Raw genomic sequence first — 13958 nt, 5'->3', positions numbered from 1 at the left:
AGGGGGCGAAGGGGTCAGGACGGACCGGCGCTCGAGGCCGGGGCCTTACCCTCGAACCAGACGTAGAGCACGGGAAGCACCACGAGCGTCAGCAGCGTCGCGCTGAGGATGCCGCCGATCACGACCGTCGCGAGGGGGCGCTGCACTTCGGAACCGACCCCGGTGTTCACCGCCATAGGCACGAACCCCAAGGCGGCCACGAGCGCCGTCATGAGCACTGGCCGGAGCCGCATCTGCGCGCCTTGACGGACGGCTTCCGCGACCGCCACGCCCGAGGACCGGAGGCGGTCGATGGCCGAGACCATCACGACCCCGTTCAAGACCGCGACGCCCGATAGCGCGACCAGTCCGACGCCTGCCGAGATGCTGAACGGCATCCCCCGCGCCCAAAGGGCGACGATCCCGCCCGTCGCGGCGAGCGGCACTCCGGTGAAGATCAGGAGCGCCTGCTTCACCGAGCCGAAGGTCATGAACAGCAGCGCGAAGATCAGCCCGAGGGCGACCGGCACGACGACCGCCAGCCTCGCCGTGGCGCGTTGCAGGTTCTCGAACTGCCCGCCCCACTCGATATACGTCCCGGAAGGCAGGTCGATGTTCTCCCGGATCGACCGTTGGGCGTCCGTCACGAACGAGCCGAGGTCGCGGCCGCGGACGTTGAGTTGAACCACGACGCGGCGCTTGCCGTTCTCGCGGCTGATCTGGGCCGGAGCGGGCTTGTCGCTGATCGTGGAGAGGCTGGACAACGGGACGCTGGCGCCCGTCGCGGTCGGAACGGGGAGGGACGCGATGGCATCGGGGCTGTTCCTCACTCGTTCCGGCAGCCGGACGACGAGGCCGAACCGCTTGTCCCCGTCGATGATCTGGCCGACCTCCTCTCCGCCCAGGGCGGTACGTACGAGTTCTTGGATCTCGTCCACGGCGACGCCGTGACGGGCGATCGCCGTACGGTCGATATCGATCTGGAGCACGGGAACAGGCTCGACCTGTTCCACTTCCACGTCTTCGGCACCCGGGATCGAACGCACGACGGAGGCGACCTCATCGGCCTTGTCCTTGATGACGTCGAGGTCTTCGCCGAAGACCTTGATCCCCACGTCCGCCTTGACCCCGGACACCAGCTCCGAGAAGCGCATTTCGATGGGCTGCGAGAAGTTGTAGCCCTGTCCGGGCACCTCGTTCAGTTTGCCTTCGATCTCCTCTTGGAGGGCCTGTTTCGTCAAGCCGGGCCGCCAATGCTCCCGGTCTTTCAGCATGATGAAGGAGTCGGTCATGCTGAGCGGCATCGGGTCGGTGGCGACCTCGGGGGTTCCGCTCCGGGAGAAGACGGTGACGACTTCGGGGACCTCTTTGACCTTGCGCTCCGCGGCCGTGACCAGTCGGACGGTCTCGTCGGCATTGACCGTCCTGACCCGGATCGGCTGCACGACCATGTCGCCTTCGTCGAGGGTCGGGACGAACTCGGAACCGAGGGTCGCGGACAGGACGCCTGCGACCGCCAGGAAGACGGCGGCGGCTCCGGCCGTGGCCGCTTTGGCGCGCAATGCGAGGTCGAGGGTCGGGCGATAGACCTTGTCGAAGAACCCCATGACCGGATTGCGCGCCTCCTTCGTGTCGCCCGAAAGGAGAAGACTCGCCAGGACCGGAACGAGGGTAAGGGTCAGGACGAGGGCGCCCAACAGCGCGAACACGACCGTCAGCGCCATCGGTTTGAACATTTTGCCCTCGGTGCCTTCCAGGGCCAAGATCGGCAGATAGACGACAGTGATGATCGTGACGGCGAAGGCGGTGGGTTTCGCCACCTCGCGGGTCGCTTTCCACGTCGTCTCGCTGACTTCCTTCCGGGTCAGCGTGCGCCCGGCGTGTTCTCTGCGCTCAGCGACGCGGCGGACGGCGTTCTCGACGAGCACGACGGCGCCGTCCACGATCAAGCCGAAGTCGATCGCACCGAGGCTCATCAGGTTGCCCGAGACGTGCCAGGTGTTCATCATCCCGATGGCGAAGAGCATCGAAAGCGGGATGGCGGTGGCCACGATCAGGGCCCCGCGGACGTTGCCGAGGAGCGACATCAAGACCACGATCACGAGGGCTCCGCCGACGATGAGGCTGTGCTCGACCGTTTCCACGGTCTTGTCGACCAGGTGCGCACGGTTGTAGACGGTCGTCAGGGTCACGTCCTCGGGAAGCTGGGAGCGGATCGTGGCGACCTTCTTGTCGACTGCTTCGGCGACGGTGCGTCCGTTCGCACCTTTGAGCATCATGGCGATGGCCAAGAGCGCAGGTTCGCCGTCCTTGGTCGAGAGCCCGGTGACGACGGGCGTCCCGTCGACCACGTCGGCAACGTCCCGCACGAGCACGGGCGTCCCGTCCCGGGTGGCTACGGGCATGGACTTCACGTCATCGATTTTCGTGGCGGCACCGACGGAGCGGATCAGCGTCCTTTCGCCTCCTGCGTCCACCACGCCGCCCCCGGCGTTCTGGTTGTTGCTCCTCAGGGCGTCGACCAGGTCGTGGACGCTCAAGCCCCGGGCGCGCAACCTGTCGACGTCTGCGACGACCTGGACCTGCTTGACATGGCCGTCGGCGACGTTGAGTTCGGCGACGCCAGGGACCGCACGGATTTGAGGCCCGATCTGCCAGTCCAACATGGCCCGAAGCTCCGGGATCGGGCGCTTCTTGCTCTCCAGAGAGAACATGTAGATGTCGCCCAGGCCCGTCGAAACAGGCCCCATTTGGGGCCGCTCGACGGTTTCGGGCAGTTGCGGGACGACGCTGCCGAGCCGTTCGTTCACGAGTTGTCTCGCGAAGAACGTGTCGACGTTGTCCTTGAACGTCACGGTCACTTGCGAGAGGCCGTACTGGCTCAAGGAGCGCGTGCCTTCGACCCCGGGGAGGCCTGCCATCGCGGTCTCGATCGGGAACGTGACGAGCCGTTCGACTTCTTCCGGGCCCATGCCTCCGGTCTCCGTATTGACTTGGACCTGGTTGGTCGTAATGTCGGGGACGGCGTCCAGGGTCAAGGACCCCCAGGCCGAGACGCCCCAGAGGACGAGGCCGAACGTCCCGAGCAGAACGAGCAACCGCTGAGTGGCGCTGAAATGGAGAACGCGCTCCAACATCAGTGTTCGTGTCCTTTCAGTCCGCTCTTGACCTTCTCGCTCTTGAGCACGAACGTCCCTTTGACGACGACTTTCTCACCGGCTACCAGTCCGCTCGTCACTTCGACGGTGTCGCCTTGTCGGCGCCCGGTCTGCACCGCCCTTTCTTCGAAGTGGCCCGGTTCGACTTCGACGTAGACGACCGACGTGCCGCCTTCTTGGACCAGGGCGGACGCGTCGACGGTCAGCGCGGCCGCGCCGGGCCCGACGGCGAGGGACACCGTCGCGAACATGTTCGCTTTCAGGGCCCCCGACCGGTTGTCGACAAGGACATGGACCGGGACGGTCCGGCCCTTCTCGTCCAAGCGGCTCCCCACGACCTGGACGATCCCCGGCCATCGGCGTCCGGGAATGGCGTCCACCGAGACCGTGGCAGGCCGTCCGACGGCCGCCGCCGAAGCCTGACGTTCCGGGACGTGCGCCACGACGACGACGCTCGTCAGGTTCTCCACCTCGCACATTTCGTCTGTCCGTTCTACAGCCTGACCGATGGTGACGGTCCTTTCCGTGACGACCCCGCCGATCGGTGACGTGACCGTGACGGTCCCTCCGCTCGCCGGATTGTTGCCGGCTTGGGCCCGGTAGACCGACTGCGCCGCTTGGAGACCGCGCTGGGCGGCGCGGAGCCCGGTCAGCGAAGCCTCGTGCCGGATGCGCGCTTGCTGGAGGTCCTGTCGGGCAGCCCGAACGTCCCCTTCCGCGGTTTGGACCTCTTTCGCGTTCGTGAGGTTTTGCTCGACGATCCGCTGTTCGCGTTGAAAGGCCGACTTGGCCAGGTCGATCCGGCGTTCGGCGTTCTTCTGGCGGATCGTGTCCGTCGCGACTTCGAGCCGCGCCTGCTCCAGTTCCGTACGCGAAATCAGCTCCTGTCGGTACAAACGCTCGGCGCGCTCGAGTTGCGCTTGGTGCAATCCCTGGTCTTGGCGGCCCCGCTCCAGTTCGGCCTCGGCGTCGGCCAACTCCCGTTGTGCGGCTTGGAGGGCGGGTTGGCTGAACGCTCCGGTCTTGGCGAAGTTCCGCTGTCGGGCCAGGCTTTGTTCGGACGTCGCCAATCGGGACTCAGCGGCTTTGACTCCTGCAACGGCTTCGTCCACAGCCCCGCGCGCCGACATCACCGTCTTCTGACCTTCGGTCACGGTCGCGGCCGCGAGCGCGAGGTCCGACGACTGCATCACGACAAGGGCCTGTCCGGCCCGGACCGTGTCGCCGACCTTGACGAGGAGCCGGACGACCTTCCCCGCGACGGGAGGGGTGACGACGGCGCGCCCCTGCGACGTGTTCGAGACCGTCCCCGGAGCCTCGATCTGCATTTGGACGGGAAGGCGCCGGACCGTCGCGACTTGGATCCCGGCCGTCTCCACGGCTTCCCTTGTCAGGACGATCTCTTCCGAGTGTCCGGTCTCCTCGTGGACGTCTTCACCGTGTCCCGGCTCGCCCGCTTTCGCGACGGGGCCCGGTCGGCATCCCGACAGGAAGACAACGAGAACGGAGAGCCAGTAAAGCCGCGTCATGGGCCGACCTCCAACACACGGCCCTCGGCCCTCAGGAGCTTGGCCCGGGCCGACGCCAGCCGGGCTTGGGCCTCTACGTGGGCTTGCTCGATGTCCCGCAACACGCGGGACGCGTCCAGGACTTCGATCAGAGTCGTCGCTTGTTCCGTCAGACCGGGACGGAGGCGCTCGACGAGTTCACGGGCCTGACCGACCAACGCGGCGTGCTCCATGACCTGACCCTCGGCCGCCGCGACTTCGGTCCGGGCGGACCTGCGCTCACCGTCTGCGATCGACCGCGCGTCGGCCAGCGCCTTCTCGGCGGCTTCGACTTTCGCCCTCGCCGCTGCCGTTTCTGAGCGGGCCCTTCCAAAATCGAAGAGCGGGACGTTCAGTTGGACGCGGAACCCGAACCGCCCGTCCGACTCTTGCCATGGCGTCCTACGGGCTTGTAGTTCGAGTTCGGGGGCGCCGACCAAGCGTGCGGCCCGCAGTTCGGCTTGGGCAGCTTGAAGTTCTGCGGCCAGGACTTGGAGGTCTGGCCTGACATCGCCGGGGACGGGCGGTACGACCGCCGTGCCTTCGAGTCTCGGGATCCCTTCGACGCCTTCGTCCGGAACGGTCCGACCGATCAGCGAAGCAAGCCTTTCATATGCGGCCTGACGCTCGCCTTTGCGCAGCTTCGTCTTGAGACGGGCCTGCCCCAAGTCCAGCGAAACCTGTGTGAGGTGGAACCCAGGTTCGACGCCCTCGTCCACCCGCCTGCGCGTGGCGTCGTAGAGGCGGACGTAGATGTCTTCGATCTTCTCAGCGCTCCGGACGAGTTCGTTCGACGAGGCGGCGGCGATGTACGCTTCGACGACTTCTGACTGGACGTCGAGCACGGTCCGCCTGACATGGGCTTCGGCAAAGGCCACGAGGGCGTCGCCAGAGCGGCGCGCGGCGGACGTCCTTCCGAAGACGTCGAGCGGTTGGGTCAGGACCAGATCGTCGTCGCTGCCTCCGGTGGCAAGAGGGTCCGTGACGCCGGCGTGCAACCTGAGTGCCGGGTAGGCGCCCAGAGAGTCGCGGGTCTTGGCCGCCTGTGACGAACGGAGTCGAGCGGCGGCGATGGCCGGTCGGGTCTGACGGGCAGACCCAAGGGCTTGGTCAAGGGTCAAGGGCTGGGCCGACGCGTGAGCGGTCAGCCCGAAAAGCGGGATGAGGAATGCGGTCTTCAAAGTGTTCCGGTCTCGTGACAAGGTCGGGCCCCCCATGCGGGGAGCAAAGGCCTAATCGGAGAGGAACGGCGGCGCGCGCGGATCGGAGGCTGGAGGAGGCCCGGTGGCCGGAGTCCCGGCGTCGTAGACGCTTCGGACGTCGCCGCACTTGAAATCCGGCAACCTCGGGACGACGTCTAGGCAGGGGAGCGCTATCGCGAGATCGACCGTCGGCGAGGCTTTGACGACGGGTTGGTGGTGGCTCCCCTCGTCACAGTCGACCAGGCGGCAACAGTCATGGCAGTCACCATGGTCGGCGGTCAGCTCCGCCTTCGGGGTCGGAGCTTTCGGTCCGACGTCGCACGGAAGGGACGTGCACGTCCCACAAGGGGATCCGTCGGGAAGGACGTACTCGGCGCGGCAGAACCGCGCGTCTCCGAAGAGGAGCGCGACGATGCCGACCAGGACCGCCCAACGGTGCACTGCCGGCATTATGCCGTATGGCCGGTCCTGGACTGTACGGTGGCCCTCATCGGACCATCGTCCTCACGTGCGGAAGCCAGGATGTTCTGGACCGACACCACGTCGAACGCCGCCACTGAGAACAATCTTGACGACTTAGGCATAATGGGCGGCACGCGGTGAGGGCGAACATATGGGACTCTTGAGCCTGTCTCTCGCTTCCGTGCTCTTGGCGGACGTCCAAGTAGCCCGGCAAGTCCGATTCGATGGCCCCGGCTTCATGCTGGCGCACGCTTCGACGACCGAAAAGGGGAAGCTGGTCCTCGAGGAATGGGTGCGGTATCCGGTCGGTGGCTCCGATCAGGAGCCGGCCCAGACCAGGAGCGTCGCCTTTGACGCGAAGTCCGGCGAGACGACCGTCACCAAGTTCGCGGCCTTCGCCCGCGACTCTTCGGGCAAGCTCCAAGCGGCCTATGCGTTCCAAACGTCGTGGAAGGACGGTGTCCCGGGCAAGACGACCGCACAAAAGGCGGGCCCGGACGGCGCATGGGCGGACGTCCGGTTCCGAGTGAACGGTCCGAGACTCATCGACACTCGACGGCCCTTCTCCGTGCAGGTCCTCGAAGTCATCGGGTCGGATTCGGCTCCGCTTGCGCGCGGTTCGGCCGTCCTCTGGAACGGACGCGTCCTCCCGGTCGGTCGGAACGGAGCCGTGGACGTCCCGTTCGCAGGGCACAGTCCGGCGAGGCTCCGGTTCGATTTCCAGGTCTATCCCAGCCTAGGCGACGGCCCTTGCCTGCCGTTCTCCAGATTGTCGGCCGGTTGTCGGTTCGCTACCGAATGCGTGGAGAACCCGGCCGCGTCCGAGCCCCGGGCCACAGCCGCCGACCCTGTTCTTTCGGCGACGCTCGGAGTCCGGGTCCGCGGAGTCGGGCTGTCGCCGACTTGGACGGCCGCGCTACTCGACGGAAGTGGAGGCTCGTTCCCCCTGAAGCTCTCGGTCGGATCTTCGTTCGAGCGGATCTTCATCGGTGACCTGCCCTTTGTCGGGAGGAACGAGAAGTTTTCGCTTTCGGCGAAAGGGCCGGGTGGAAACGCCACGAACCTGCCCCAGACCCTTGTCCGTTCGGACTTCAAGGTCGACCATCAACGCGCCGAACTCGTCGGCCAGCGCGGGACGTACACGTTCACGAGCAACGTCGACGGTTGGATGCGGATCATCGGCGGCGATCCCTTCATTCAACTTGACGAGCACGTCTTCCGCGTCTCGGCGGACAAGCCCAAAGTGGTCGGTTACACGGGCAAGATGGTCGGCGTCTACAGAGTCGCGTTCGACCTGACCCCGACCGTCCCCGAGTCGGAAGACGATCCACCGTGCGAGGCGAAGTGCGGCACCGTCACAGGAAAGACCGATCCGGCGACCGGGAAGACCACGGTCGAAGTCCCCGTTGAACTGAAAGACGAAAAGGGCAAGGGGTTGCCCGGAGACTGCGAGGTCGGCGTCGTCCATGAAGGGGGCGTCGAGACAGGCACGGTGCACTGCGACAAGAACGGACGCGGGACGTTCCAGGTCGAACTCGGAGTCAGCATCGACCTGACGAAGGCGATCGGTCGCGTCCTCAGCGTCCCCGACCGCCAGATCGCGGCCGCACCTCCCGAAGACGAGTGCTGCATCAAGGAGATCACGTTCTTCAACGACAGCGACGCGCCGGTGTACTACCGCGTCTACAACCCGAAGACGAAGTCGTCGCCGCGCGTCGAGTTCTTGACGACGGCTGCGGTCCGGCCCGGCGGAAGCATCACCGTGCGGGGAGATTTCGGCCACTGTGTCCGAGCGGCGGCCTTGCGCCAACCCGCCCAATTCGACGATCCGAAGGGCGTCACAGGCCTCGTGTCCGACCGCCAGTACTGCTGTCACCGCCATGGTGAAGAGGAAATCCGTTCGTCCTTCGAAGGTCTCCGGACGGTCGTCATCGTGTCAGAGGCGTGCCATCCGGCACCGCCCGTGAACGTCCCGCCGCCGCCCGAGCCGCCTAAGACAGACCCGCCTCCACCGACCGACCTTCCCAAAGTCGACTTCGGTCTGGACTGGAAACTGTTCCCTAAACTGTCCTACCCTTGGCCCGGCGAGACGGAAGGGCAGCCTGGACTGTCCCCGCCGCCACCTCCTCCAGCGAGCACGCCGGAGCTACAGCCTTCGGACGGCATCGAAGGCTGGTTCGAACCGGTGCAATCCGTCTGGCAAGACGACGAGTACTTCGCCGACCAGCCTGATAAGCGCATCGTCCGGCTCGCTCCGAACGCGTGGCGGGCCGAGCTCAAGATGGTCGCCGGCAAGCCGACCCTTGTGGCGGGCTTGCTCCGTGATCCCGACGGCGCAGCGAACTTCCACTACAGCATCGTTCTGCGAGGTACGACCCACGGCACCGCCAGAGAGACGGTCTATCTGCGGGTGACGCTTCAGCAGAACGGCGGTTCGTCGTTGGTCTACGAAAGCCCGATGTCCGTGGACTACCTCGCGGTCTCGGGCTCGCCCGGCCCTCCCCAGAGCTTTGAGACCCGGGTCACCAATATGGCCGGCCTTCCTGAAGAGAACAGCACCTTCAGACCGTTCACGTTCTCTCCAGGGCCGTACGAACTCAGGGCCGAGCTCGTGACGAAGGACGGCCGGCCGACCGGGATCTTTGCGACGGTGTCCGGTGAAGCCGTGACGACGACCGCCCCCGCCCTCTATTTCATGCCGGCCTTCTTGACGCCAAGGACCGCGTTGCAGACGCAGGAGTTGATGCGCGCGACCATCGAGGCGTCGCGGGCGACGGGGCTGTGGGGGCAGGCCGTCTTCCCCGTCCCAGCGGGCGGGATGCGCTGTACGCTACTGCCCCTGCACGACTTCACGAAGCTCGATGAGGAAGCCAGCACGCTCGGCGTCACCGGGTGGCTGTGGTCCCAACTGGTCAGTTCTCCCGAAATCGCGCGGGAGGAAGCCCGGACGGAAGGCGTCGCTGCCGCTTTGGCCAACTTCGCGACCGTCTACTCCAGGCTATCAGGCAACGGAAAGGTGATCTGTGTGCTCGACCCCGACGATTTCGATCGGACGTACTTCAAGAGCGACGGCACAGCGGCGTTTACGAAGAACCAAAAGGCGATCGTCATCCAACGGCCCTTCGCCCGGTGGATGACGATCCTGCACGAAACGACGCACGCGTCACCGTTCCTGTGGTCCGTCAACGAGATGCAGTCGGAGTTCTCCCAGGTCTGGCACAACAACCCTGTGCGGGACATCGGCGCAGGCGTGAAGATCTTCCCGAACACTCCGTTCCGTAAGCGGTTCGACATGGCTTGGCCGATGATGGGCCCGGCGAGCGTCGGAGACAACGACAGTTCAAGGTGGATCACTCAGGGGGCGTACAAGCACCTTCTCGACGCGTTCCAAGCAGCTCCCGACCCTGACGTGATCGATGTCAGCGGCGTGTTCGCGCGGATCGGCGGAAACGTGAAGGGACGCCTCGCGCCCGTGTACACGGGTTCGGGAGTCCCGGATCCGGCCTGGAACGGCAAGACCGAGCACGCGATCGTGCTCAAGGACGCGTCGGGCAAAGTCCTGTCGCGCGTGCCCGTCTGCGTGGACTGGACGTGGGGCGACGCCCCGCGCCCCCGATACTCTTCATCGTTCAGCGCACGCATCGAGAGGCCGGCGGGCTTGGCCGGCATCGAACTTGTCGGGCCGGACGGGACCCTCGACAGAGTGGCCTTCAGTCCTGCACCGCCGACCCTCGAGTGGGTCGGTTCGACGCCCCGCGTGACCGACGGGGACAGGCGCGTCAAGTTGGAGTGGAAGGGCGCTTCCTCGAACGGCTCTCCGCTCCTGTACAGCGTGCTGTATTCGCCGGACGGCGAGGTATGGAGCGACGCGCTCGTCGAAAAGACCGCGACCAGCGTGGAGTTCGACTTTGGCGGCGATCTGAAGGCGCCCGTGGTCAAACTCGTCGCCACTGACGGCTCGCGCAGTTCGGAATCGGTGCTGAGCGTGAAGGGCTGAAGGCTCGGGGGAGCGGACAGCCACGGACGTTTCGAACCGAGACGGCGTGACGGTCACGGCGTGATCGGCAGGGCTGAGCCCTCGGCAGGCTCCGTGGAACCTTGACGTGATTCCACGGAGTCATCGAACCGTCGCTATACTGTTGCCATGCGGTCCTTCGCGATGAGCCTGTTCGTGTCCGCATGGTGCTTTTCATCGGCTCAGGTGCTGACCGGCTTCAAGGTCTATCAATTGGACGGGCCTCCAGGAGCGTTATCGTATACGCCCTTGAACATGTCTCGGGACGGTCGCATCGTCGGTTTTGCCCGATTGGAATCAGGAACCTATGCTTATGCGGGTACGCCTGAGGGCGGCTACGATTTCCTCCCCGGTCTTGCATGGCAGCCCGACTCGAAGTGCATGGGTGGGTCCGTGACCGGGCAACTGGCCGGTCAGATTTTCGACGTGATCGGTCGACCGGGCGCGGTGAGTTGGTCGCAAGACGGCACGGTCACTCCCATCGGTATTCCGGACGGTCAGACGCAAGCGACGGGCCTCGGCTGTGACGAGGTCGGCAACGTCGTGGTCCGTGCAGGCAACGGCGATCCCAGGACAGAGAGGCCTTACCGCTGGTCACCGACGTCCGGCTATCAGGTCCTTCAGCCCTTGGCCGGAACGAACGCGGCCTGGCCCTCGGACATGCTTCCGGGAGGCTACATCGTCGGCACAAGCCGTCAGTACCTGGGACAAACGGCGGTGGAAGACCGGGCGACGCGCTGGAACCCGAACGGCGGGCCAGAGTTGTTGCCACATCCCCTGACCTCTTCCCATAGTTTCGCCCTCAGCGGATCGAGCTCCGAGACCGTGGTGGGGTACTGCCAGCTCAGTGGCCGGAACAGGGCTGTCGTGTGGCGGGCCACCGTGCCGACGCTCCTAGACGACGGTGGGCTGACGAGCATGGCACGGGCCGTTTCACCTCATGGCGACGTGTACGGCTTTACCGGGCTGAGCGCGGCGTTCTGGCGCGCTCCGGGATGGGCGCTGTCCGACATGAACACGATGATCGATCCTTCGACCCAAGGATGGACGCTCCAAGAAGTGGTCGCGGTCGGTCCAGACGGCCGCGTCTTCGGCACGGGAACGTTCCACGGGGTTCCCGGAACGCCTTTCATCGCCGTACCCGTCTACGGCGACGACGTCTTTCCAGCGGCCGCCACGGTGAACATCGGTTGGCTGGCCCTCGGGGACTACTTCAGTTTCAGCGCCAACGATGGGGACGTTTTCCGTGTTTGCAAGTTCACGGTCCCAAACCTGCAAGTCCCGCCCGTCCAAGTCACTTTGAGCGCTTTCTCCCCCAATGCCACCTATACGAAACTCAGCCTGGCCGCCGTCTCTCGAGCCATGGTCTCGGGGTTGTTCCGGCAGACTCTCGAGCTTTACGACTTTCGGCGTGGAGACTATGACCCGACGGACGTGCGGACCGATCCGATGACCCGACAGTGGCGATCGGACGAACTTGAAGCGACCGGCGACATCAAGCGGTACATCCGGACGGACAGGCTCGTCCGAGCACGCTATTCCGTCCGGTGCATCGGGCCTTCGTCGGTCCCCGGATGGTGCGTCGAGCACGACCAGGTCAAGTGGCACTTCGAATGAGCCCGCCGCTCCGGTCGTCCGGGTCGGACGGGTCCTTCCTGCTTGATGTGGGGGCCTGGATTCGGCTCAGTCGATTTCGACGGGAAAGGCGACGAGATCGCGAAGGGCTTCGCGGTGGCCGGTCTTGACCCCGTGGAACGCGACGTGGACGTCGCCGTCCGCCTTCCAGCGATCGGTGATTTTGTGGACGGCACCGTCGTCCTTTTCGGACATCTCTTCCGTGCCGCAATCCGTGTAGACGTGGATCTCGATGTCGGACGAGCCCGCTAAGAGACGTTTGTCGATCCGGTCGAAGAGTTTCGCGAGATTGGTGCCCGTCGTCTTCGAGCGCCATTGAAGTTCGGGCTTCAGGCGACGGCCGGCTTCGGCCCCGTCGTTGATGGCGGGCCCGTCGTAAATCTCGGCGGGAGAGGAATCGAACCGGAAAACGACGAGGTGCGACTTGGGCGGCATGTCCTCCATCTGACGGACGATCCGGTTGTACAACTCCTCATGGATCGCCTTGGCGGAAGTCGACGTATCGAGGGCGATGACGACCGTCGAGGGCCTGACGGCGGCGCCGTCGGACTTCTGTCCGGTCTCCGCGTGCGACGTGCCGCATCCGGACAAGAGCGACGCGAGTGCGAGGCATCCGGCCGCAGTTTCAGCTCGCATACGCTTCTCCCTGTGGTGCCTCTTCCGCGGATTGGACGGGCGGCCCATCGGCCGACGCGACGTTGGGCTTGCCGTTCGGAAACTCATCTGCCTTTTCGAATCCTCGAGCGATCTTAAAGTTCGTCAAGTCCCGCTCCTGTTCGGAGATTTCGGTCGAAAGAACGTCGATCTGACCGATCAGGCCTTGAAGGCACTTGAATTCGGCGTTGGACTTGAGCGTGGCCCAGTCTTCGCTCCGCTGGTCGTCGAGGGCTCTCAGCGCGGCGTACTTGGCCGCAGCAGAGTCTCTTTGGTCGCCGTACTCGGCTTCGATCTTTGCGGCAAGGGCGGTGCGGTGGGCGGCCTTTTCGCTTTCGGCCTTGGCGCGCCTCTCGGCTTCTTCCGCCTCAAGTCTTGCTTGGGCCCGTTCGGCCCGCGCACGTTCCCGGTCTTCTCGGCTCGGCTCCTTGAGCCCCTTGATGTACGTCAAGGCGGCGCTGGCGAGGATCAACGGACACGTGATCGCCAAGGCGAGCAAGAACAGTTGGGGATAGGGCGGCACGCTCGACTCTGTGAACGCGCGGTTGACCAGATACTGTCTGAGCGCCATCGCACCGAGGTGGGCGTCGAGAAGGCAACCACCGAGCGTGACCGCGGCAGCGACGGGCAGACGGCCCCAGTAAGGATGGCCCAACGCTTGGGCGTGTGCGACCAGTCGCCACAGGTTGGAAACGAGGATCTTCAGACCCGCGAGGACGCTGAAACCGAGCAGGGGACTGACCGTGAGAACCCAGGTGTCCGTCCGATAGTTGAACCCAGCGATCGTGAACAGTCCCATGCCGACGAAGAACGCGGGCACGATCAGGAGCAGCCAGACGACGACCTCCAACACGACGCCCCACCGTGACTCCTTGCGGTCGGCCGGGTCAGCGGGTCCGTCTTTGAGTTTCGCCGGCTCCTGGGTCGAGCGCGGTTCGGGAGCCATCGGCTCCGGGCGTGCCACAGCGTCCGGAACGACGACTTCTTCCGGCATGGCTCCGACCAGCCGGACGAAGGTGTTCGTCTCGGGGTTGTAACGAAGGCCGATCGTGCCGGCAGTCGTGGCGGCCGAAAGCCGAAGGTCGCGTCTTTGGGCTCTGAGGGCGTCGATCTCCGACTTGCGCTCTTGGACTTCGCGACGGGTCGCTTCACGAAAGCTTTGGACGCGTTCGTAGTGCCGGTCTCGGACCGCGCGCGGGTCGGTAGGATCGTGTCCGTGGTCAGTCATCGGAGGCTTCTCCAAACTGCACACTTTCCGATACAGCCCGTCGCCGTGAAGGGTTGCGGACCGATCCGGCCCCATCGG

Annotated in this window: 8 protein-coding genes; 2 read left to right on the top strand and 6 right to left on the bottom strand. The window is 65.4% G+C overall.

The window, feature by feature from the left end:
* Window positions 1-14 precede the first annotated feature (14 nt).
* Genes JST30_14605 through JST30_14590 form a run of 4 tightly spaced genes read right to left on the bottom strand, consistent with a single transcriptional unit; the run spans window position 15 to window position 6327 of the window.
* The gene (locus JST30_14605; GenBank protein MBS1715556.1) at window positions 15-3116 is read right to left on the bottom strand and encodes an efflux RND transporter permease subunit; all 3102 of its coding nucleotides are present in this window, start codon (window positions 3114-3116) and stop codon (window positions 15-17) included.
* Window positions 3116-4666: an efflux RND transporter periplasmic adaptor subunit gene (locus JST30_14600; protein ID MBS1715555.1), complete on the bottom strand. Its 1551-nt coding sequence runs from the start codon at window positions 4664-4666 to the stop codon at window positions 3116-3118. Before JST30_14600 ends, JST30_14605 begins: the two co-directional genes overlap by 1 nt.
* Window positions 4663-5865, bottom strand: coding sequence for a TolC family protein (locus JST30_14595; GenBank protein MBS1715554.1), 1203 nt, complete (start codon window positions 5863-5865; stop codon window positions 4663-4665). The genes JST30_14600 and JST30_14595 overlap by 4 nt, the downstream gene beginning before the upstream one ends.
* Window positions 5866-5916: 51 nt before the next feature.
* Window positions 5917-6327: a hypothetical protein gene (locus tag JST30_14590; GenBank protein MBS1715553.1), complete on the bottom strand. Its 411-nt coding sequence runs from the start codon at window positions 6325-6327 to the stop codon at window positions 5917-5919.
* Between the two features lie 172 nt (window positions 6328-6499).
* On the opposite strand from JST30_14590, the gene JST30_14585 reads away from it, so the two are divergent.
* On the top strand, window positions 6500-10345 hold the full coding sequence (locus tag JST30_14585; GenBank protein ID MBS1715552.1) for a hypothetical protein: 3846 nt from the start codon (window positions 6500-6502) through the stop codon (window positions 10343-10345).
* A 147-nt stretch (window positions 10346-10492) separates the two neighbouring features.
* Window positions 10493-11980, top strand: a complete 1488-nt coding sequence (locus tag JST30_14580) for a hypothetical protein (protein MBS1715551.1) — start codon at window positions 10493-10495, stop codon at window positions 11978-11980.
* Window positions 11981-12046: 66 nt separating this feature from the next.
* Here the strand turns inward: JST30_14580 and JST30_14575 are convergent, their stop codons facing one another.
* Window positions 12047-12634 (bottom strand): hypothetical protein, encoded by a 588-nt coding sequence (locus tag JST30_14575; protein MBS1715550.1) that lies wholly within the window; start codon window positions 12632-12634, stop codon window positions 12047-12049.
* The gene (locus JST30_14570; protein MBS1715549.1) at window positions 12624-13880 is read right to left on the bottom strand and encodes a hypothetical protein; all 1257 of its coding nucleotides are present in this window, start codon (window positions 13878-13880) and stop codon (window positions 12624-12626) included. Before JST30_14570 ends, JST30_14575 begins: the two co-directional genes overlap by 11 nt.
* Between the last annotated feature and the right edge of the window lie 78 nt (window positions 13881-13958).

The organism is Armatimonadota bacterium (assembly GCA_018268395.1).
Lineage (GTDB): Bacteria > Armatimonadota > Fimbriimonadia > Fimbriimonadales > Fimbriimonadaceae > JAEURO01.
Note: the sequence above shows the minus strand (reverse complement) of the source record. Positions and strands in the feature narration are given on the sequence as shown.